Genomic DNA, 20521 nt, shown 5'->3' with positions numbered 1-20521 from the left:
GATCAACAGGCGGGTGGGGGACATAAGATCAGTGGCTCCGGCATTTACGACGAACGGCGAGCATAACTGAAGATGAGACAAAGTGTGACAGCCAGACCGGGATGGCCATGAGGGATGCTGTCGTCAGTACCGACGTCATCGCGGGCAAGTCCACTCCCACAGGGATTGCGATAAACCTGTGGGAGCGGGCTTGCCCGCGATGGCGGCCGTGCAGGCACTACATAACTATCAGAACAATATCTTCGCCACATCCGCAAAGCGCTTGGCAAAGTGCACGGTAATCCCTTCTTTCAGATAATCCGGCAACTCTTCAAAGCTTCCACGGTTGGGATCCGGCAGGATCAACTCGAAAATCTTCTGCCGCCGCGCTGCAATCACCTTCTCGCGCACGCCACCAATCGGCAGTACATGCCCGGTCAGCGTCAGTTCACCGGTCATGGCCACGCCTTTTTTCGGCGACTGGTTGCGGGCGAGCGAGAGCAGGGCGCTGGCCATGGTCACGCCGGCGCTCGGGCCGTCTTTCGGTGTGGCGCCTTCCGGTACGTGGAGGTGAACGAAGGCTTCGTCGAAGAACGTCGGATCACCGCCAAATTGCTTCAGATTGGAGCTGACGTAGCTGTAGGCAATTTCTGCCGATTCCTTCATCACTTCTCCCAGTTGCCCGGTGAGTTTGAAGCCACGGTTGAGGGTGTGAATGCGCGTGGCTTCGATCGGCAGCGTCGCGCCGCCCATGCTGGTCCAGGCCAGCCCGGTGATCACGCCAATGCCGGACAGCACTTGCTCGTTGCGGAATACCGGTCGGCCGAGTGAGGCTTCCAGGTCTTTCGGGCCGAGTTTGATCACTGCTTTCGGCTCGTCGAGCAGCTTCATCACGGCCTTGCGCACCAGTTTGCCGAGGTTTTTTTCCAGCTGCCGCACCCCGGCTTCCCGGGCGTAGCCGTCGATCAAGGCTTTCAATGCGTTGTCGCTGATGCTCAGGCTGCCCTTGGATACGCCGGCTTTCTCAAGCTGTTTCGGCCACAGGTGACGCTTGGCGATCGCGACTTTCTCTTCGGTGATGTAGCCCGACAGGCGAATCACTTCCATCCGGTCCAGCAACGGGCCGGGTATTGAATCCAGGGTGTTGGCGGTGCAGACGAACAGCACTTTCGACAGGTCCAGGCGCAAATCCAGGTAGTGGTCGAGGAATTCGACGTTCTGTTCCGGATCAAGGGTTTCCAGCAACGCCGAAGCGGGGTCGCCCTGGTAGCTCTGGCCCATTTTGTCGATCTCGTCGAGCATGATCACCGGGTTCATCACTTCGACGTCTTTCAACGCGTGGACGAGTTTGCCCGGTTGTGCGCCGATGTAAGTGCGGCGGTGGCCCTTGATCTCGGCTTCGTCGCGCATGCCGCCGACGCTGAAGCGATAGAACGGCCGGCCCAGGGTTTCGGCGATGGATTTACCGACACTGGTCTTGCCCACGCCCGGCGGGCCCACCAGCAACACGATGGAGCCGCTGATCTCGCCTTTATAAGCGCCGACAGCGAGGAATTCGAGGATGCGGTCCTTGATGTCGTCGAGGCCGGCGTGGTGTTTGTCCAGCACCTTGCGTGCGTGTTTGAGGTCGAGTTTGTCCTCGCCGTACACGCCCCATGGCACCGAGGTCGCCCAGTCGAGGTAGTTGCGGGTCACCGCGTACTCCGGTGAACCGGTCTCGAGGACCGACAGTTTATTCATTTCCTCTTCGATGCGTTTCTGCGCCTGAGGCGGCAACACCTTGCTCGTCAGACGTTGCTCGAATTGCTCGATGTCGGCGCTGCGGTCGTCTTTGGTCAGGCCCAGCTCTTGCTGGATGACCTTGAGCTGTTCCTTGAGGAAGAACTCGCGCTGATGCTCGCCGATCTTGCGGTTAACTTCGGCGGAAATTTCTTTCTGCAGGCGCGCGACTTCGACTTCCTTGCGCAGCATCGGCAGGACTTTTTCCATGCGCTTGAGCATCGGCACGCAGTCGAGCACTTCTTGCAGCTCGCTGCCCGTGGCCGAGGTCAGCGCGGCGGCGAAGTCGGTCAGCGGCGACGGGTCGTTGGGGCTGAAGCGGTTGAGGTAGTTCTTCAGCTCTTCGCTGTACAGGGGGTTGAGCGGCAGCAGTTCCTTGATCGCATTGATCAGCGCCATGCCGTAGGCCTTGACCTCGTCGGTCGGCTCGGTGGGCTGATGCGGGTATTCGACTTCTACCAGGTACGGCGGGCGATGGTGTTTGAGCCAGGTTTTGATGCGTACGCGGGTCAGGCCCTGGGCGACGAATTGCAGTTTGCCGTTTTCGCGACTGGCGTGGTGGACTTTGACCAGGGTGCCGTATTCCGGCAGGGCTTTGGTGTCGAAGTGGCGCGGGTCTTCCTGGGGAGCGTCCATGAAGAACAGGGCCAGGGAGTGATGATCGGATTGGCTGACCAGTTCGAGGGTTTCGGCCCACGGCTCTTCGTTGACGATGACCGGCAGTACTTGCGCCGGGAAGAAGGGCCGGTTGTGAATCGGGATGATGTAGACCTTGTCCGGCAGGTTCTGGCCAGGCAGGGCGAGGCCTTTGCCGGTGGAGTGGTGTTCGACGTTGTCTGTTTCGGCGTATTCGCTCGTGTCTTCGGGGAATTCTTGCTGGTCGGTCATGGGGCACCTGCGCAATAGGGTATGGGTCTTAGATGGGGCAGGTGGGGGGTGGTTTCAATGGCTCTGGATATTTCAGCATGTGTGTTCAGGGTTTTGACTGGTCTTGGCGGCCTTAGGGCCGACCATGCTTTGGTTGGGTTGTGTACATATCCGTTGCTGCGGTAACGGCGGCTTATGGTTTCGCCCTTACGGCGAGTCCCTTTTGGCAAACGCCCCAAAAGGAACCAAAAGGTCTCGCCCCAAGCGTACGGCCCCTCGCTAAGGCTCGGCGTTCCTTCGTTCCGGTATCCATCTGGGGGCATCGCCCTACGGTTGGCTTCGCTTCAACCTACATGCGATGAGTTCGACTGCGTCGAACGGCGCTGCGCGCCAATCCCCAGATGAACACCTCCACTCAGCCTCCCGAAGGGGCGGGCAGATCAAGATCAAAAGCCAGATCAAAAGCGGCAGGCGAGCTAACGCTCGACCTGTTGAGTGGCGAGGGGCGGGTGTACGCCGCTCCACTGTGGGAGCGGGCTTGCTCGCGAAGGCGGCCTGACAGCCGGCCAATTTCTCTCAGACATACGCCGCCCCATTTGTAGGAGCGAGGCTTGCCCGCGAAGGCGGCCTGACAGCCAACCAATCTCTCGCAGATGCACACGGTTCAATTGTGGGAGCGAGCCTGCTCGCGATGGCGGCGTGTCAGGCGATCTCAATGTTGAATGTCAGACCGTCTTCGCGGGCAAGCCTCGCTCCTACAGGGGATTAGCTGTGTGGCGCAGGTTTTGAGATGGCAACGTTATTCAGCATCCGGTTTACCGCCAGTTCTGCCAGCATGACGATTTGTTGAATCGCCATTGCCGTGTGCCGGTGCGGCCCCTCCAGATACCCTGCAAAATCACTCGCCATCACACTGGCCTGGGCCAATGACTCACAGGTATGAACCAACAGGTCTTCGTCTTTGATATCCGGCGCAACCATATACATCGTGCTCGGTTTGCGGGCCACGGGGGATTTGAGGGCGGACGGATTGAGGTAGTGATCGAGCGCGCGGTTAGCGGCGTCGTGGAATTTTTTTGAATCGTTGGATTCGTAGGGCGAAACGTTCTCGGTTTCAGGGGGATTCGGTGTTTCTTTGAACATGATGAAGCTCCAAGTAAGTAATGGAGCTGCCACTGATCGCCGCGACGCGATGGAGGGTGGCAGCTGTACGCAGGTTCGCGGACCGAGCTACTTGGAAACTCGGCATACCCGAAGGTATCCCGCGCACAGCCACCATGAGACCAAACGACAGGAACGTCGATTGGGGCCGGTGATTATGCACCAAGTAAGCTAATTCAGGCCGCGACGCCCGGTCGCTGATTTGCAGCGACCCCCAAAGCCTATACACCGCTCTTCCGAGCGACAACCGTCAAAACCTGTCGGAAAGTTCTCAAAAAATCACCACATCTGTAGGACCTGCGCGGATATCTCTGACGACCACAATCAACTGTAGGAGCGAACTGTGACGAGGGGGCTTGCCCCCGTTGGGCTACGAAATAGCCCCAAAATCACTGATGTACCAAAGATCTGGTGAGTGCTACGCACTCAAATGGGGCAAGCCCCCTCGCCACAGTTCGCTCCTACAGGGATTTTGGATATGGCGGGGATTGCCCACAAAAAAAGGCGACCCCCTCACAGGAGTCGCCTTTGTTTTAACTGCCGCTACCGCTTATTCCGACAGTTTGTACGCAATCACATAGTCACCTTGCTTGGTGCCCAGCGATCCGTGACCGCCAGCAACAACGAGCACGTATTGCTTGCCGTCTTTGCCGGTGTAGGTCATCGGTGTGGTTTGCGCGCCTGCTGGCAGGCGGCCTTCCCACAGTTGCTTGCCGTTTTTCACGTCGTAGGCGCGCAGGTACTGGTCGAGGGTGCCGCTCAGGAAGGCCACGCCACTGGCAGTGGTGAAGGCCCCGCCCAGGCTCGGTACGCCCATGCTCAGAGGGATTGGAACCGGCGAGCTGTCGCGCACGGTGCCGTTCTTGTGCATCCAGATGGTTTTGTTGGTGGTCAAATCGACCGCGGCCACGTAACCCCAGGCCGGTGCCTGGCACGGCAGGCCCATTGGCGACAGCAGGGCTTCGAGGATCACGCCGTAAGGCGCGCCTTTGTTTGGTTGCACGCCTTCGGTTTCGCTGACGCGAGGGCCTTGTTTGGCGATTTCGGCGGCCGGGATCAGTTTCGATTTGAACGCCATGTAGCTCGGGTTCACGAAAGCAATTTGACGAACCGGGTCAACCGACATGCCGCCCCAGTCGAACACGCCGAAGTTACCGGGATAAACGATCGAGCCTTGCAGCGATGGCGGGGTGAACATGCCGTCGTAACGCAGGGACTTGAAGTCGATCCGGCACAGCATCTGATCGAACGGGGTCACGCCCCACATGTCGCGTTCCTTGAGGGTCGGCGGCACGAAGTTCAGGTCGGACATCGGTTGAGTCGGCGAAGTGTGGTCGCCTTCCACTGCGCCTTGCGGCACCGGGATTTCCTTGATCGGCACGATCGGCTGACCATTGCTGCGGTCCAGCACGTAGATGCTGCCTTGCTTGGTGGACGCGAGCACCGCCGGTTTCACACCGTCTGCGGTTTTCAGGTCCATCAGGGTTGGCTGGCCACCGACGTCCATGTCCCACAGGTCATGGTGAGTGAACTGGAAGTGCCAGCGCACTTTGCCGGTGGCGATGTCCAGAGCGGTCAGGCCGGCGGCGTGCAGTTCCGATTCAGGGGTGCGCGCGCCACCGAACTGATCCGGGGTCTGGTTGCCCATCGGCAGGTAGATCATGCCGAGTTTTTCGTCGACGCTGAAGATGGACCACATGTTCGGCGAGTTGCGGGTGTAGACCTTGCCTTCGGCAATCGGCGTGGTGTCGTCCGGGTTGCCGCTGTCCCAGTTCCACACCAGTTTGCCGGTGTGCACGTCGAACGCGCGGATCACACCGCTTGGCTCGTCGATCGAAACGTTGTCGGTCACGTGGCCGCCAATCACCACCAGGTCTTTGGTGACCGCCGGTGGCGAAGTGGAGTAGTAACCGCCAGCGGTGAATTCACCGATGTTGGTCGTCAGGTCAACCTGGCCACCGTTGCCGAAGTCTTCGCACATTTTGCCGGTGTCGGCGTTCAGGGCGATCAGACGGGTGTCGGCAGTCGGCAGGAAGATCCGGCGCGGGCAGACGCTGGTCACTGGCGCGTTGGCCGTGCCGGTCGGGCTCTGCTCGGAGGCATAGGCTGCGTCATCGTGATAGGTCACGCCACGGCAGGTCATGTGCGCCCAACCCTTGAAGTTCGCCGCGTTCTGCGTGGAGAGCTTCGGATCGAAACGCCAGAGTTCCTTGCCAGTGTCTGGGTCCAGCGCGATCACCTGGCTGTGCGGCGTGCAGACATAGAGCATGCCGTTGGCTTTGAGCGGGGTGTTTTCGGCGGTGGTTTCGCCCGGGTCATTCGGGCCAGGCAGATCGCCGGTGCGGTAGGTCCAGGCGGGCACCAGTTTGCTGACGTTCTGCGGCGTGATCTGCGCCAGTGGCGAGTAACGATCGCCATGGGCGCTGCGGCCGTAGGAGTTCCAGTCACCATCGGGCATGGCCGGAGCGGTGTTGGTCATGCCAGGCACGGCGTCGCGATCCAGTTCGCCTTTGATTTCACCCGGGTTGGTGAACAGGCTGGCCAGCGCGGCGATACCGGCGATGACCACCGCAGCGCTCAGTACACCGGTGCCGATCGGGTTGAATTCGCCGGTACGCAATGGGCGACGAAACCATGGCAGCAGCATGACGATACCAAGGGCAAAGAGCAGCGCCAGACGTGGCACCAGTTGCCACCAGTCCAGGCCGACTTCCCACAGTGCCCAGACAGTACTGGCGAACAGCACCACCGCATACAGGCTCAGCGCCGCATAACGGTCGGCCAGCAGCAGCCCCCCGGTCAGCATCAGGCCGATACCGGCCAGCAGGTAATACAGCGAGCCGCCGAGCATGCTCAGCTTGATCCCCCCGGCCAGCAAGGCCAGGCCCATTAGTAGAAGCACGATACCGAGCAAGCTCGGCAGCAGACGGCTTCGACTGAAAGCACCATCAGCGCTCATAGTGTGGTTCTCCGTGACGTTTTAAGTAGTCCCGCGCAAGTTCACTGTAGATGACGATCTGGCGCGGGCATGGTTCAGTTAAGAAAGGTGTGCGGTTGATTCAATCCCTGTGGGAGCTGGCTTGTGGCGAGGGGGCTTGCCCCCGTTCGGCTGCGAAGCAGTCGTAAACCCTTTACATGCGGTTTGACTTTGAAATGCCGGGGCCGCTTCGCGACCCAACGGGGGCAAGCCCCCTCGCCACACAAGCCAGCTCCCACAGGTATTGTGGTTTTAATTAGAAAGACGACTGGACCTTGATCCCGCCAATCAGCGCGTCATCGACCTTGTCCACGCCACCGGGGTGGCGGATGTACTGCAGGTTCGGGCGCACGGTCAGCCAGTTCGTGACGTGCACGCCGTAATAGAGTTCGGCGCTGTATTCGGTGTCTTGCGGCGGCAGGAACGACGGGTCGTCGTAGTCGAAGACGGCGCGGGCCTGATTGGTGGCCTCGGCGTTCTTGCGGTAGGCCGGGTTGACGTGGACACGGGCCAGGGCAAAACCGATGTCGTCCCTGGCGCGGGCATCGAACAAGCCTTTGTAGACGACGCCAGCCTGGACGTAGTTGTCGATGGCGTTGGTCTTTTTGTCGTGCATCGTGCCGTTGGCGAACACGCTCAGGCCCCGAGAGTTGTCACTGGCGCGGCTGGTCAGCTGCTGCTGCACGCCTAGCCACATGCCGTGCTTGCTCGATGCGCTGCGATAAGCCTCGCCGCTGAGGGCTGCCGGCTGGCCGTTGCTGTCCTTGTAGACGTCGGTGGCCTTGGCATTGCTGTAGTAATAGCCGGCACGGTATTCACCCGGCAGGCCATTGAATTTTGGAGTCCAGACCAGTTCCACCGGCAGGATCGCGCCCTGCGTGCCGCTGCCGCTGAGCTTGAAGCCGTTGTCGCGATCAAGGTTGGACGGGTTTTGCTCGTAAGCCCCGACTTGCGCGTAGAGCTCCGGCGTCAGGTGATATTTGACGCGCATCGCCCACTGGCTGACCGGCCAGTTGTACCAGATGTCGCCAACCCAGTTGCCGACCTGGGAGCCGCAAAACGCCAGGTTCTGGAAGTCGCAGGGAAAGCTATTGAAGTCTTCACCCTCGCCGAAGCGGCCGACTTTGATATCGAGCTTCTGATCGAAGAATTTCTGCTGATACCACATCTGCGTCAGGCGCCAAGTCTGGCCACGGCCCCAGACTTCCTGAGCCGAAGTGAAACCGCCAACACGCGGGTCGTTGATCCGGTCGTTGCTGATGTTGTTGCCGTTGCGTTCGGTGATGGTCAGCTGAAATTCAGCGTCGTCCCAGCCGAGAATCTTCTGCAAGTCCAGATGGGTGCCAAAGCCGAACTGGTCGCTGTAGCGAGCGGTGCGGTCATGGTCGTAGCCGCCGTGCAGGTTGCTGCCCATTTCACCGGTGTAATCGACCTTGAAGTCGTAGCCTTTTTCCGAAAGTTCGGTGCGCGTGCCGTTCCAGTCGCCGAGCATCCACGGCGAATCGCCATCGAAGGCCGGCGCAGCCTGGGTGCAGGTGGCGAGGCTCAACGCGGTGAAACCGCCGATCAGGTTCAGGGCTTTTCGACTGGCCACAGGGAGTAAGACAGCGCTGTCTCGCGGAGTTTGAAAATCAGGCATAGAGAAGGAATTCTTGGTCTTTTTCTAAAGGGGGTGAACTGAACGCAGCAGGAATGAAGCAGGGGAGAAGCGTTTCAGCTGGACGGGCGTAAGGATAATGTTCTGTTACACATAGAGAAAGAGCTTTTACTGACATGGATCATTTCGGATTTGGTAATAGTTGGTTAAAGACCGGCACCGTAGCACCGGTCGGGGCTGTGGGCGGTGTTAACCGGCATGTATCAGAGCGCGATTGATGCACCGTGGCGAGCCGTGGAGATGCACTCGCTGCAAGTGTCGGGTGCATTGCGAAGTGAACGCGCGGCGTCCATGCAACAGCGAGAAATTATCGGCAATCAGCAGGTCGCCGGGTTGCCAGGCGTGGGCATAAACGAACTGCGGATCGCACAGGCGCCGGTGCAGATCCGCGGCAAATTCGTTGATCTCTGGCGTTTCAATACCGTGATACTCCAGTGAATGACGATTGAGCACCTGGCGTTGGATGACGGGCGGTTCGCAGTAGCGCAGCACCCACTCGCGGTCTCGAGGATCATGCACCAACAGAGGCGACCGGACTTCGCCGCCATAGTGGGCGACTTTATCGATACGGTAGGTCACCTCGATTGCCTGCCATTGCGCGAGTCGCTGTGCAGGCACCTGCCGGATCAGCGCGCGGGTATTAACGAAGGTTGTCTGCCCGCCAGCCTCAGGGTGAGGTGCTTGCAGGCAGTGAAACAGCTGGAATTCCGGGACTGTCGGCATAAAGGCGCCGTCCCAGTGCAGGTGCATGTCATGGTGATCGAACACATGATCCTGCGCATCCCGGTGTTCGCGCACTTCAAGTATGTCGCCATACGAGCCTGACTGAATTTCGCCCCATTGCCTGGCGTAGTGCACCAGCGCCGTGGGGGTGTGCAAGTCATGGCTGAAGTTGCGCAGGATTACCAAGTGATGTTGTCTGGCGAGCGCGCGCAATTCGTTGATCGGCAAGCGGGACAAGGGTTGCCCGCTGAAAGCCGGCATGATCGTCAGCCCGAACGGCTGATTGAGTTTTTTTTCGATGCATCCTTGCATGAAAATTCTCCTGTGGTTGTGGGTCGTTGCAGGCACTTTAGCCTGCGGCATACAACCACGTCGAAGACGCAGTTCGGAGGATGTTTTACCGGTTTTTTCCTGGGGGATATTTTGCGAATGAGCCTGCTTGCACGCAGGAGTTCTCCTACAGTTAACTCAGGATCTGTCCCGGTATTCGAACAGACACTTCCACCTGACCACACCCTCGGCTAAGGTGCGCGGCTTCCATTCCTTTCATCGCTCGAAGGCCCGGCATGACCGAACAGAACACCAACCCGCTGCACGGCGTGACGCTGGAACAGATCCTCAACGCCCTGGTTGAACACTACGAATGGTCGGGGCTGGCCGAACGTATCGATATTCGCTGCTTCAAGAGTGACCCGAGCATCAAGTCGAGCCTGACTTTCCTGCGCAAAACCCCATGGGCGCGGGAGAAGGTCGAACGCCTGTACGTGAAGCTGATGCGCACCAAGCGACCGGTCTGAGCGTGGTCATACCCTCGACGCCAGGTTCTGCCGCGAGGCGTCGTTGTGTTGCCGTGGCTGCGGTTTTGGGCTGGGCGGGCTTAACCATTCAGATGTACCTGATTCTTTACCTACGCTGGAGTGTTGCGGCCAGTCTGCTGGGTGGGCTGGTGAGTTTTTTCAGTTTTTTCACCGTGCTGACCAACACGCTGGTGGCGGTGGTGCTGACCTGTGAACTGACGTCCCGGGAATCGGCGGCGCGGCGCTGGTTTTTGCAGCCGTGGGTGAGCAGTGGAATTGCGGTGAGCATCGCCGTGGTCGGTGTGGCGTACAGCCTGTTATTACGCCATTTGTGGCATCCCGAAGGCTGGCAATGGCTGGCCGATGAGCTGATGCATGACGTCATGCCGCTGCTGTTTCTGGTTTATTGGTGGTGCTGTGTGCCCAAAGGTACGTTGCGGCTGCGGCACATTGCGGTGTGGGTGATCTATCCGCTGGTGTACTTCGGCTATGCGTTATGGCGCGGGCATCTGCTAGCGGTTTATCCCTATCCGTTCATTGATGTGGACAAGTTGGGTTATCCACAGGTGTTTGTGAATGCAGGTGGGGTATTGGCGGGGTTTGTGCTGATTGCGCTGCTGGTGGTTGGGCTGGATCGGTGGCGCACAGGTCGGAAGTGAACACTGACTGTGGCGAGGGAGCTTTGTGGCGAGGGGGCTTGCCCCCGTTCGGCTGCGAAGCAGTCGCGAAATCAGCAAACTCGGTGTGCCAGCTATCACTCCGTTGCTGGTTTTAGCGCCGCTACGCAGCGCAACGGGGGCAAGCCCCCTCGCCACATTTGATTTGTGGTTACTCCTCGTCGCTGTCATCCAGTCGCCAGTAGCCGACGGCTTTCACGAGCTGCTCGTTCAGGCCATGCTCATCGAGCAATACCCGGCGAATCTGCCGCGACACCTTGGACTCAGTCGCCACCCACGCATACAGATTGCCATCGGGCACCTCGATCTGTTGCACGGTAGTCAGCAGGTTATTCCTGCCACCTTCACGCAGTACCCAAATCACATCGACCTGCGCTGCGCTTTCCAGGCGTTGTTGTTCGGCGCCGTTCTCCACTTCCACGATCACCAGTGCACACCGATTGGCAGCCAGGCCTTCGAGGCGGCGGGCGATGGCGGGCAGGGCGGTTTCGTCGCCGATCAGCAGGTAGCTGTCGAAGATATCCGGCACGATCATCGAGCCCCGAGGCCCACCGATGTGCAGGAACTGGCCAGGTTTGGCCTGCTCGGCCCAGGTCGAGGCAGGGCCATCGCCGTGCAGCACGAAGTCGATGTCCAGCTCCAGCGTGTCCAGATCATAACGACGAGGTGTGTAGTCGCGCATCGCGGGCATCGGCCCGTTGTCTTTGCCAGCCCCAAGAACCAGCGTTTCCAATGCCGCTTGTTCCGCTGCATTTTGTGGGAACAGCAGTTTGACGTGGTCGTCCGTTCCGAGGCTGACGAAGCCAGCCAGCTCTGGGCCGCCCAAGGTGATTCTGCGCATACGCGGGGTCAGGTCGACCACTCGCAGTACTTCCAGACGACGGCGCTTGATCTCGTGGCTGACACGGTGAATGGATGGGGATGGCACGATAACGTCGGTCATTCGGCGTTCTCCTGAACGGGTTGAACGGCGGGGCCATCGACGATGGCTTTGGCCGTGTTGTTGAGCAGGTCGCGTACCCGCAGGATTTCTTCCGGGCTCCAGCGACCATGGTGCATTTGCAAGGCATGGCGCAGGTTGTGCACCGCTTCGTGAATTTCGGCGGGGCGGTCATGGCCGCGCAGCGAGCGCTTGCTGACTTCGATGCGCATGCGCACGCCATCCAGGGCAATCGCTTGTTCACTTAAAGACAGACGTCCGGCGTCGGTGATGCTGTAGCGTTTTTTTCCGCCTTCGGCATCGCCCAGGATCATTTCGCTTTCTTCAAGGAAGGTCAGGGTCGGGTAGATCACGCCGGGGCTGGGGCTGTAGGCGCCGTCGAACATGCTTTCGATCTGGCGGATCAGGTCATAGCCATGACACGGCTGCTCGGCGATCAGCGCCAGCAGCAACAATTTCAGGTCACCGGGGGCGAACACCCGTGGTCCGCGTCCACCGCGCTCGCGGCCGGGTCCAGGACGTTTCTCGAAGCCGTCGCGACCGTCGCCGTGTTCGCGGTGGGGGGAATGATGGTCTCTCATTTTGGCTTGCTCTCGTCGTGTTTAGATACAACTTAAGATATATCTTACTCCGTGAGCAAGACGTTTTTTGGGAGCCATTCAGACGGCCGACAAGCGGTGCATGGGTTGGCAACCTGACTTTTTCTTTCGGAAACAGGACTGGAAAGTTAAAGTTATCGCTCTATTAGTGTCGTACCCTCTATTCTAAAAGCCCTGAAGTCCCGTGTTGTATAGTTAAAACTGCTGTATGGTTTTTTTAATAAAACTGTATGTAGGGCATAACTTACAGTCGATGTTTTGTATTTTGCTTTTTTGTTCTTTTTTCTTGCTTGTCATGAGGGTGTTTAACTACGTGATCATCGGAAGTTACTTGCTTACTTTCCAGAGCGAACAGCCGATCATGCCTCGGCGTTGAAAGTTCAAATCAACACGAGCCCTTACCGGTGTGCGTTGTGTGGATTTTCAATGAATCGATCCTTTCAAGAAGACAGGTACTGAATGATGTTCAAAAAAATCGCGATTGCCGCTCCACTGGCTGTTTTGGCTCTGAGTTCTTCCGCCGTGTTTGCCGCGAGTGAAGCCCGTCACTCGATCAGCTTGGTGGCTGATGTGCCGGGCAACGGCTTCTATGTAGTCCCGGCCGATCCGGACCTGGTCAACAAGGATCAGGACATGAGCTATAGGCCCACTACCGGAAAAATGGGCGAGGTCAACGGCTTCTTTGACATGATCAACAATAATGGGTCTGTGCATGCCAGCCTTGAAAGCGTACCGCAGCTGTACTCTGGTTCTAGCGCGATCAATCTGCAAGTGGCGGTTAATGGTGTAGTCCTCACCACGACTCCGCAAATGGTGGTTGGCGAGACCGAGTCGAACGTCAACTTCCGTGCCCCACTCAATATCAAGGCTATTAGCCCCAATATTGCGCCCGGGTATTACACCGGCGCAGTCACCATGACGTTCGACGCTGTTCCCCCTGTTGCTCTTTGAACTTGATCAGGAGTCATAAGCGCTTACTTGCTTAAGTAACGTGACCGGCCGGCATGCTTCCATCTGTCGGTCGGGATTCAACTTCTTCGTAATCAGAGTACCTGTTCATGTTCCCGATGACGCCCATCGCGGCAGCGCTTGCGTTGCTGTTATGTAGCAGTGCATTTGCGGCGCCCACTTCCGTTGATAATACGCCGCGAAGTTTGCTGGCTCAGGCCAAAGGCTTGCCGGCAGAGTTTGAGGAGCATTTCTTTGATGTTCCGCTGGCGGTTCGGGTAGAGCTCGATCAACAACCGCTCGGCGAGGCAATGGTTGTGTTGTCCCGTGATGACCGCGTGACGTTGCTCGATTTCACCGATACCAGCGAAAGCCGATTCGGCGCAAGTGAGCGCGAGACCTGGGCCGATATCCTCAAACCCGGTGTGGCGCTGGGCAGCTGCACAGGTCAATGCCCGGAGCAAATGCTGGCGGTTCACTACAACCTCGAAAATTCATTGGTATCGATCGTCACCGAAAACGCTGAGCGCGATTTGGATGCCAAGCGTTACTACGACCAACCCGAAGGTGGCAGCAGCGGCCTGATGGTGCGCAATCAGCTCAACCTCAATGGGGGGCAGGATCAGGATCTGGGCGGTCGTTTCGGCCTCGAAGCCAGCGCCAGCCTGGGCAGTTGGAGCCAGACGTTCAACATGCAACTGGCTCGCCTCGGCGGGCCGGACGAGAAGCTATATCACGCAGTTCACGAGCTCTACACCCAGCGTGAATTGCCCGGCAGTTTCGTTCGCCTGGGCTACTTCACCCCCAATTCCGAAGGCCTGACGCGTCAGCCCCGTTCGTTCGGCACCAGTCCCGACACAGCCGTCGGCTTGATGTACGGCAGTTCCGACAGCCTGGCGATCGACAGTTCCCGGCCCAGCGTGTACCCGGTTTATGTGACCGCGAACCGCCAGGCGTCCGTGGAGATTTTCCGCGATGGCCTGTTGATCAATACCCAATCGGTGCCTGCCGGTTTGCAAACCCTCGACACTCGCCCGTTGCCCGGTGGCATTTACGAGGTGGAAGTACGGCTGATCGAGGACGGTCAAACCACCTCGAGTACTCAGGAGCTGATCTACAAACCGAACAACTGGCGCAACCTCGATGAGCGCTGGCGCTACAACCTGTTCGCCGGGCAGGAAACCAAACTGCTCAGCAACTGGGATCAACAGGCCAGCGGCGATTCGACTGCTGGCGCGTCGCTCAACTACCTGCTGCACCCGCGAGTGATTCTCGGGCTGTCGGCCCGTCAGGTGCGAGAAAAACTGCAATACGGCAGTTCCATCGACTGGACGTTGGCGAACAGCACCAGCCTCTATGCCAATCTTTACCAGACCGAAGATCACGGCACCGGCGCCGATCTGCAGGGGCTCTACAACTATGGCTCCGGCAGCCTGGTGATCAGCCACAACCGCAGTTGGCTCGACACCCGCAACAGTTACGACACGCTGCCTGACGGTACTCGGGTACGTCAGCGCAATGTGTTCACCGGCCAGACCAGCAATTCATCGCTGGCGCTGAACCATCGCATCAGCCGCAAGAGTTCACTCAATGCTCGGGTGTCCCACAGTGACGGCAACACCGAAGGCGTGGGTGTGGATCTGGGCTGGTCGCAACGCACTGTGATGTTCGGCAGCGACGCCAACTGGCGCCTGTCGCTGTTTGATCGTCCTGGCAGTTACAGCAGTGGCGATGCGCGCAATCGCGGGGTCGACCTGAGCATCAACATGGCGCTGGGCGGGCCGGACCAGCAGGTTTCCGGCAGCATCGGCACTCGCACTGCGCGGAATGGCAGCCGCGACAACAACGCCTCGATCGGTTACCGCAAGACCCTGCGGGACCACGTTTTGCAGAACGTCTCGGTGACGGCGCTCACCGACACTTACGGCATTGGTCTGTCGAGCCTGGCGAACTTTCGTACTGACGCGGTCAATGGCGACGGCTTCGTCCAGCGCTCGTCTTATAACGGCAACTTCACCGGTGGCCTGAATCTGGACAGCACGCTGATCGTTGGAGGCCAACGCATGACGTTGACCAGCCAGCATCAGGGTCGTGGTGCCGGGATGATCGTCGATGTCGAGTCCGATATCGATGGCATTGCCTTGCGCGCCGATGATTTGAGCGGTGGCAGCACGGCGTTGCGCCCAGGGCGCAACTTCATTCCGATTACCGCCTACAGAAACGGCTCGGTGAGCTTCGACTTCGAAGGCAATCACGCGCCGGCGGCCAGCATCGAACCGGCGCGTACCCGCTATCACCTGAACAAGGGAGGCGTCGAGTACCGCAAGGTGCGAGTGATGAAAACCCTCACCGTGCTGGGCCGTCTGCTCGACGCACAAGGCCAGCCGCTCAAGGGCCACCACGTGATCAACCACGCCAGCCGTGGGGTCAGTGAGGTCGATGGGTTCTTCTCGATGGAAATGAATGCCGGCTCTCCCACCCTGGACGTTCGTTATGCCGAGCAGTTGCTGTGTCAGTTCCGACTCGATGTGGATAAGCACCGCAGTGAAAACGATGTGCTGATGATCGGTGATTTGCGTTGTTCGCCGGACACCTTGGCAGACGCTACTTTCAAGGACGCTACGGCGAGCTGACTGACATGAAGATATTGACCAGGCTTGGAAAAAACCTCAGTCGTGCGATGCCGCTGGCAGCGTTGTGTGGATTGAGTTCATTACCGGCGAATGCCGCTGTCTTGAACATTGACGCTACGTTTTCGCCGGACTCGGCGGCTCCGCATAAAAATGAATTCGTGAATAAAACTCCGTCTCAAGGTTTCTGTCTTCAGGTGCCAAGGGCCTGTGAGTCGGAGGGTCTATTCAGTCTGATTGCGCCGATTTCATTTACTGCTAATGCACCGATCCGTGCCAATCATGTCGATCCTCGGCAAGGTGGAATGGCCAAAGTGCCCTCGGACTGGCGGGATGTGCAGGTTACCCACTCATCCGGAGAAGTCCAGACCGTCAAGGTCCGGATTGCGGGAATCGGACATGAGTCGCAGCTACCGGTGTCGGTCGCCGAATTGACCGGGGTGGCGGGCGGACCTGGATGGGACAGGCTTTGGAGCGGCGGATCCTGGATGTATGCCCCTCCACCCTGTCAGGGAGTCGGGTGGTCGACCGTGGGTAATATTGGTTTCAACAGCTTCTGGAAAGTGCCCCTCGGCGCGGGGGTGTGCTCAAAGCAACCTTTGTTCGAGATACCACTGTCCTTTCGATACCTGTACTTCGTGTTCGGTTATCAATTGATAACGCCGAACCCACTGACTATGCAGAGTGGGTCTTACAACGGATCGATTACCTTTGGCGTCGGGCCGAATCAGGATTTCGACATGGGTGATGTAATGCAACCCGATGATTCTGCATTGACCCTGAACTTCAATCTCGACGTGCAGCACACCCTGAAAGTCGATATTCCTCCCGGTGGCGAAAAAATCGATCTGGTACCAGCCGGTGGCTGGCAAAGCTGGCTGCAAGCCGGGCGCCGGCCCGTGCGTTTGTTCCGCGATCAGACCTTCAATATCTCGGCGTCTTCGCGCTTCAAGATGCAGTTGGAGTGTGAGATTGCGGGGTTCTCTTACGACTGCATGATTAAAGACCCGGTCTCGAAAAAATCGGTTGAGTTGCAGGTCAGCGTCAGCCTGCCCAATGGCCTGACCGATCTTGCCGGACAACCCGTCAAGCGCCAGCGCCTGAGAGCGGGAGCGGCCAATGCACAACAGTTTCAACCCGGCTTCTATGTCGATAGAGCACCCGGAGTTCTGCATTTCGAAATTCCGCAAAACCAGATGGAGTTCATGCTGGAGCCCGGTAGCGGCGGCACCTATTCGGGCAGAGTGACGGTGATCTGGGACTCGGAAATCTGATGGGCTGCGCATCGATTATTCGAGCCAGTGTTGTGTTCAATAGTATGAGGTTCAAGGGTATGAAACGTCTGTGGGCACTGTTGGGTTTGAGCGGATTTTCTCTGGCGATTCAGGCCGGGCCGCAAATCAATGTGGGAACGGTTTACGACTATCTGGATGGCGATAAGAGCACGTACCTCAAGCGCGTATTCAACAGCGGCGACAGCACGGCCTTCGTCAAGGTCAATATTCTGGAAATCATCTACGACGCGGATGGCACGCCTCGCGAAGTGCCGGTCAAGGCTCAGGCCGATGCCAGCGCTCGCGACGGGCTGATGGCCAGCCCGGCGCGTTTGATCATCCCGGCCACCGGCATGCAGGGCACGCGTCTGTTGGCCATGGGAGAGCGGGAAACCGAGCGCTATTTTCGTGTGCGTTTCGTGCCAGTGGTGCCGGAAAAGGAAGACGAGTTCGCGATGTCCAGCGAGGAGCGCGAGGACTACAAAAAGACCCTGTCGGCAGGCGTTAACGTTATGACCGGTTTCGGCACGGTGTTCTTCGTCCGGCCGCAGAACAGTCGCTATGACAGTGTGGTCGACGACAGCGCCGAACGTTACAGGCTGCGCAATAACGGCAACACGGTGGTGGTGATCGATGAGTTCCGTAACTGCTCGCGCAAAAACGAAACCGACTGCGAGCCCACCACCAAGCACCACGTGCTGGCGGGCAAGACGTTTGAGTTCGACAAGAAACCGGGGCGTGAGTACCGCTTCAACCTGATCGAGGGCGGCTCGAAAAAGGCGTTGCACATCGCCGGCCGGTGACCTTCGACCACGCGGGTAGCCGCTGGCGCTCGTGGCCTTTTTTTGACGCAACAGGTATCTGACATGATCAAGCAAGCGGCCATCGTCCTGTGGATGGGCAGCGTGGCACTGATGAGTGCGTCGGCGTTCGCGGCGCGGGAAGAACACACGTTCGAAGTGTCGGTGAATATTCCGACGCTGGGGTTTTACGTGATCCCGGCCGAGACGGACTGGATTCATCGGGAGCAGATTCTGGCCTGGAACATCCACACTTCAACCCTGGGCGGGCTGCGCAAAAACTTCGATGTCAAACACGACACCAGTGCCATTGAGGCACGACTGGAGAGCGAACCCTATTTGTCCAATGGGCATGACGATCAGAACATCTACTTGCGGGTCAGCTTCAACGGCCAGGAGTTGAGCCACGATCCGCAATCCCGGGAAGTGGTATCGGCGGCGCAAGCGATGGCGGGCGGCCGCTTTCCCCTGGAGATACGACCGAAAGTGCCTGCCGGTGGCTACAAACCGGGCACTTACTATGGAAATGTCCAGCTGATTTTCAATGCTGTCGCGCCCTGATCTCGAATATGTCCCACGAATGACACCAACACGTATTCGCCTTGTTCGAGATGGGTAATGAGGCGCTCGTTGAAGAATGGGGCCGGTAGATGGTTAACGTCAGTCTGACGGCGGTTCCGCCGTCAGACTTCATCTTGCAACTTGAAGCGTGGCCGTTTTACTGCCCGGCTCTTCTCAATGCTTCGCGGGTCAGACGTCTCGACAGTTCTTTTTCCTCATCGCCCATGTCGACCAGCCACCGGTCGAAGATGACATCGTTTATCGGCTCATCGGCAAACACTACAGTCTCTGGCACCGATAGATCGTTCATCAGTTCCTTGAGCCGGTTTCTCAGCACGGCACGCTGGGTGTCGCTCAACTGCGTGGCGTCGGCCCATTCCCGCTGGACACTGCGCAACGACACAAACTGTTCGGATTTATTCAGGTACAGGCGCTTGTTGGTTTCAATCCGCACCGGCCAGGTTTCGCGCAAATACTGTTCCCAGAAATCCTGTTCAAGCATTTTGTTCACCAGACCATCGCCTTCCTCCAGTTCCAACACCGTGTCACCGGCCTGGTCGATCATGGCATCGGTGACGCCGGACACGCCTCGGTAAAGCATCCCATCTGATTGCCAAGGCAGGCTCAGGCGTTGTGCCAGACCCGTCTGGTAAGCCAGATAGACTTCGACATCGTCAGGGTTGCTGTCGCGACCGACAATATCGGCCCGGGCAATATCGTTGACCCGCTCCAGGCGCGCAGCGCCTTTGGCCAGGGTTACCAGCGATCGTTCCAGTTGCGGGGTATCGGTGGAATACGAATACGCCTCGGAGGCGAGCACATTGATGCCCATGTGATTGAACAACTGTGCTCCGGCATCGGCGCAATCGACCGGGGCGATGGCCATGGTGAACAGCTTCTTCCTGAGCCGGGCATCGATATGCACGGCGTCGAGCATCCGCCATACGCGCTGCAGCAGTTGCGTCCGAGCTTGGCCGCCCGCCCGATAGTCGGCCGAGTTTTGGGTGTCGATCAGCACGGCCATGAACCGTTGGGCGTCGGGTTCGTCGAGCAGCTCAGACCATAAGGTGGCTCGATCCACCCCCCAGCCTGGCACGTCGTTCCAGTGCGAGGCGCTGTAAGTCGAACTGATCATCGGTGGGACCCGCGTGCTTGAGGGTTCGACAGGTTCGGCAGGCAACTGCACGGATCGGCGCAGTGCCTGATAAGTTACCTGATGCACCTCGTTCAATTGGCCGACATCCAGACGTGTACGCGCCACCACCCATGCGTCCGGCGAGCCGGATACCACGTCGGGGAGCTGATCGATCGGGTTTTCGCGCAGGTCCATAAAGAAACCGCGCGGGCGGGGTTTGGCCAATGTGCCTTCCGGCCAAGTGCTGAGCCCGGTATTTTTCAGGGCCACGACCTTCAGTCTGGGCATGCGTCCGATGTCCGGCAGCCTGCCCAGGGGATTATCCTCAAGCCTGAGGATCTCCAGGTAGGTCAGATTTCTCAGCTGCTCAACCGCCGGCGCGTCCAGCACGATGCGGTTGCTGCTCAGTCGCAGACGTTCCAGCCTGCGCAACTGGCCGATGCCGTAGGGCAGTTGAGTCAGTTCACAGTTTTCGGCGCTGAGTTCTCGAAGGTTGGGGAAGTCTTTCAACAGGCCATTCGGCTCGCTGCCGAACCGCGTGTTGTCGAGCTTCAGGACCGTGATTCGATTGAGAAACTTCTTCAGTTCCGGGCGTTTCGACCACCAGGTTTCCAGATCCACCGGCCACAATTCTCGGGAAAGGTCGAGGGCATAGTGGGCAGGGTCGGTGCGGTTGCCGAGCTCCAGGTTTTTGCGCTCGAAACACTCAATGAGGCGTCGGGAAATGTGCTGCCCGCCACCGTTCATGAAACCCTGGCGATCCGGGCCCCAGTATTGTGGTTGCTGGTATTCCCAACGGTTCAGGATCACCCGCAGTTCATCAAGATCGTCTTCTTCCTGCTCCATGGCTTTCAGCGGCTCACCCTTTTCGATCAGCGCGTTGGCGAACACATCGACCTCGCGCTCACTGAAATGCGAGTACTGATCGCGAATACGATCATGCACCGTCTCGCCATCCTTGCTCAGTCCGCCGCCGCGTACCAGCAACAGCGTTTCGTGCTCGGCAACGGGGCGAAC

At 58.7% G+C, this 20521-nt stretch carries 15 protein-coding genes; 7 read left to right on the top strand and 8 right to left on the bottom strand.

Translation table 11 applies throughout. The annotated features are described in order from the left end of the window. Window positions 1-228: 228 nt before the first annotated feature. The 5 genes from lon to KGB18_RS29520 form a co-directional block, all read right to left on the bottom strand. Window positions 229-2646 (bottom strand): endopeptidase La, encoded by a 2418-nt coding sequence (lon, locus tag KGB18_RS29540; protein WP_223570952.1) that lies wholly within the window; start codon window positions 2644-2646, stop codon window positions 229-231. A 744-nt stretch (window positions 2647-3390) separates the two neighbouring features. Then, window positions 3391-3768 (bottom strand): DUF6124 family protein, encoded by a 378-nt coding sequence (locus tag KGB18_RS29535; protein ID WP_123719399.1) that lies wholly within the window; start codon window positions 3766-3768, stop codon window positions 3391-3393. Between the two features lie 568 nt (window positions 3769-4336). After that, a complete protein-coding gene (locus KGB18_RS29530) occupies window positions 4337-6745 on the bottom strand; it encodes a glucose/quinate/shikimate family membrane-bound PQQ-dependent dehydrogenase (protein WP_123719397.1) in 2409 nt (802 codons plus the stop codon). Window positions 6746-7019: 274 nt separating this feature from the next. Then, window positions 7020-8402: a carbohydrate porin gene (locus KGB18_RS29525; protein WP_223570951.1), complete on the bottom strand. Its 1383-nt coding sequence runs from the start codon at window positions 8400-8402 to the stop codon at window positions 7020-7022. A gap of 207 nt (window positions 8403-8609) precedes the next feature. Beyond that, window positions 8610-9455: a TauD/TfdA dioxygenase family protein gene (locus KGB18_RS29520; protein ID WP_123719395.1), complete on the bottom strand. Its 846-nt coding sequence runs from the start codon at window positions 9453-9455 to the stop codon at window positions 8610-8612. Between the two features lie 254 nt (window positions 9456-9709). Between KGB18_RS29520 and KGB18_RS29515 the strand changes: the two genes are divergently transcribed. Both KGB18_RS29515 and KGB18_RS29510 read left to right on the top strand, forming a co-directional pair. Further along, window positions 9710-9940 carry a VF530 family DNA-binding protein gene (locus KGB18_RS29515; protein WP_007941719.1) on the top strand — a complete coding sequence of 77 codons (231 nt, stop codon included), beginning with the start codon at window positions 9710-9712 and terminating at the stop codon, window positions 9938-9940. A gap of 2 nt (window positions 9941-9942) precedes the next feature. Further along, window positions 9943-10599: a Pr6Pr family membrane protein gene (locus KGB18_RS29510; protein WP_123719394.1), complete on the top strand. Its 657-nt coding sequence runs from the start codon at window positions 9943-9945 to the stop codon at window positions 10597-10599. 169 nt (window positions 10600-10768) lie between these two features. On the opposite strand, the gene KGB18_RS29505 is transcribed toward KGB18_RS29510, so the two are convergent. Together KGB18_RS29505 and KGB18_RS29500 are read right to left on the bottom strand one after the other, a co-directional pair. Then, window positions 10769-11560, bottom strand: coding sequence for a siderophore-interacting protein (locus KGB18_RS29505; protein WP_123719393.1), 792 nt, complete (start codon window positions 11558-11560; stop codon window positions 10769-10771). Next, window positions 11557-12138: a PadR family transcriptional regulator gene (locus KGB18_RS29500; RefSeq protein ID WP_052966203.1), complete on the bottom strand. Its 582-nt coding sequence runs from the start codon at window positions 12136-12138 to the stop codon at window positions 11557-11559. Before KGB18_RS29500 ends, KGB18_RS29505 begins: the two co-directional genes overlap by 4 nt. Before the next feature lie 477 nt (window positions 12139-12615). On the opposite strand from KGB18_RS29500, the gene KGB18_RS29495 reads away from it, so the two are divergent. From KGB18_RS29495 to KGB18_RS29475, 5 genes are all read left to right on the top strand, one after another. Further along, window positions 12616-13107 (top strand): CS1 type fimbrial major subunit, encoded by a 492-nt coding sequence (locus tag KGB18_RS29495; protein ID WP_223570950.1) that lies wholly within the window; start codon window positions 12616-12618, stop codon window positions 13105-13107. A gap of 107 nt (window positions 13108-13214) precedes the next feature. Then, entirely contained in the window at window positions 13215-15737 is a 2523-nt protein-coding gene (locus tag KGB18_RS29490) for a CS1-pili formation C-terminal domain-containing protein (RefSeq protein WP_223570949.1), read from the top strand. Between the two features lie 5 nt (window positions 15738-15742). Next, the gene (locus tag KGB18_RS29485; RefSeq protein ID WP_223570948.1) at window positions 15743-17008 is read left to right on the top strand and encodes a hypothetical protein; all 1266 of its coding nucleotides are present in this window, start codon (window positions 15743-15745) and stop codon (window positions 17006-17008) included. A 59-nt stretch (window positions 17009-17067) separates the two neighbouring features. Next, the gene (locus tag KGB18_RS29480; RefSeq protein WP_123719390.1) at window positions 17068-17811 is read left to right on the top strand and encodes a molecular chaperone; all 744 of its coding nucleotides are present in this window, start codon (window positions 17068-17070) and stop codon (window positions 17809-17811) included. 63 nt (window positions 17812-17874) lie between these two features. Next, window positions 17875-18369, top strand: coding sequence for a CS1 type fimbrial major subunit (locus KGB18_RS29475; RefSeq protein ID WP_123719389.1), 495 nt, complete (start codon window positions 17875-17877; stop codon window positions 18367-18369). Window positions 18370-18526: 157 nt separating this feature from the next. On the opposite strand, the gene KGB18_RS29470 is transcribed toward KGB18_RS29475, so the two are convergent. Continuing rightward, a partial coding sequence (locus KGB18_RS29470) for an NEL-type E3 ubiquitin ligase domain-containing protein (RefSeq protein WP_263292590.1) occupies window positions 18527-20521 on the bottom strand: 1995 nt, incomplete at its 5' end.

Source organism: Pseudomonas sp. BF-R-26 (assembly GCF_019947395.1).
In the GTDB taxonomy this organism is placed as follows: Bacteria; Pseudomonadota; Gammaproteobacteria; order Pseudomonadales; family Pseudomonadaceae; genus Aquipseudomonas; species Aquipseudomonas farris.
The sequence above is the reverse complement of the archived record's forward strand: the minus strand, read 5'-3'. Positions and strand labels throughout refer to the sequence as shown.

Bases quoted from the DNA above. Each gene is read 5' to 3' on its own strand.
- lon (WP_223570952.1), bottom strand. From the start codon at position 2,646: ATGACCGACCAGCAAGAATTCCCCGAAGACACGAGCGAATACGCCGAA.
- KGB18_RS29535 (WP_123719399.1), bottom strand. From the start codon at position 3,768: ATGTTCAAAGAAACACCGAATCCCCCTGAAACCGAGAACGTTTCGCCC.
- KGB18_RS29530 (WP_123719397.1), bottom strand. From the start codon at position 6,745: ATGAGCGCTGATGGTGCTTTCAGTCGAAGCCGTCTGCTGCCGAGCTTG.
- KGB18_RS29525 (WP_223570951.1), bottom strand. From the start codon at position 8,402: ATGCCTGATTTTCAAACTCCGCGAGACAGCGCTGTCTTACTCCCTGTG.
- KGB18_RS29520 (WP_123719395.1), bottom strand. From the start codon at position 9,455: ATGCAAGGATGCATCGAAAAAAAACTCAATCAGCCGTTCGGGCTGACG.
- KGB18_RS29515 (WP_007941719.1), top strand. From the start codon at position 9,710: ATGACCGAACAGAACACCAACCCGCTGCACGGCGTGACGCTGGAACAG.
- KGB18_RS29505 (WP_123719393.1), bottom strand. From the start codon at position 11,560: ATGACCGACGTTATCGTGCCATCCCCATCCATTCACCGTGTCAGCCAC.
- KGB18_RS29500 (WP_052966203.1), bottom strand. From the start codon at position 12,138: ATGAGAGACCATCATTCCCCCCACCGCGAACACGGCGACGGTCGCGAC.
- KGB18_RS29495 (WP_223570950.1), top strand. From the start codon at position 12,616: ATGATGTTCAAAAAAATCGCGATTGCCGCTCCACTGGCTGTTTTGGCT.
- KGB18_RS29490 (WP_223570949.1), top strand. From the start codon at position 13,215: ATGTTCCCGATGACGCCCATCGCGGCAGCGCTTGCGTTGCTGTTATGT.
- KGB18_RS29485 (WP_223570948.1), top strand. From the start codon at position 15,743: ATGAAGATATTGACCAGGCTTGGAAAAAACCTCAGTCGTGCGATGCCG.
- KGB18_RS29480 (WP_123719390.1), top strand. From the start codon at position 17,068: ATGAAACGTCTGTGGGCACTGTTGGGTTTGAGCGGATTTTCTCTGGCG.
- KGB18_RS29475 (WP_123719389.1), top strand. From the start codon at position 17,875: ATGATCAAGCAAGCGGCCATCGTCCTGTGGATGGGCAGCGTGGCACTG.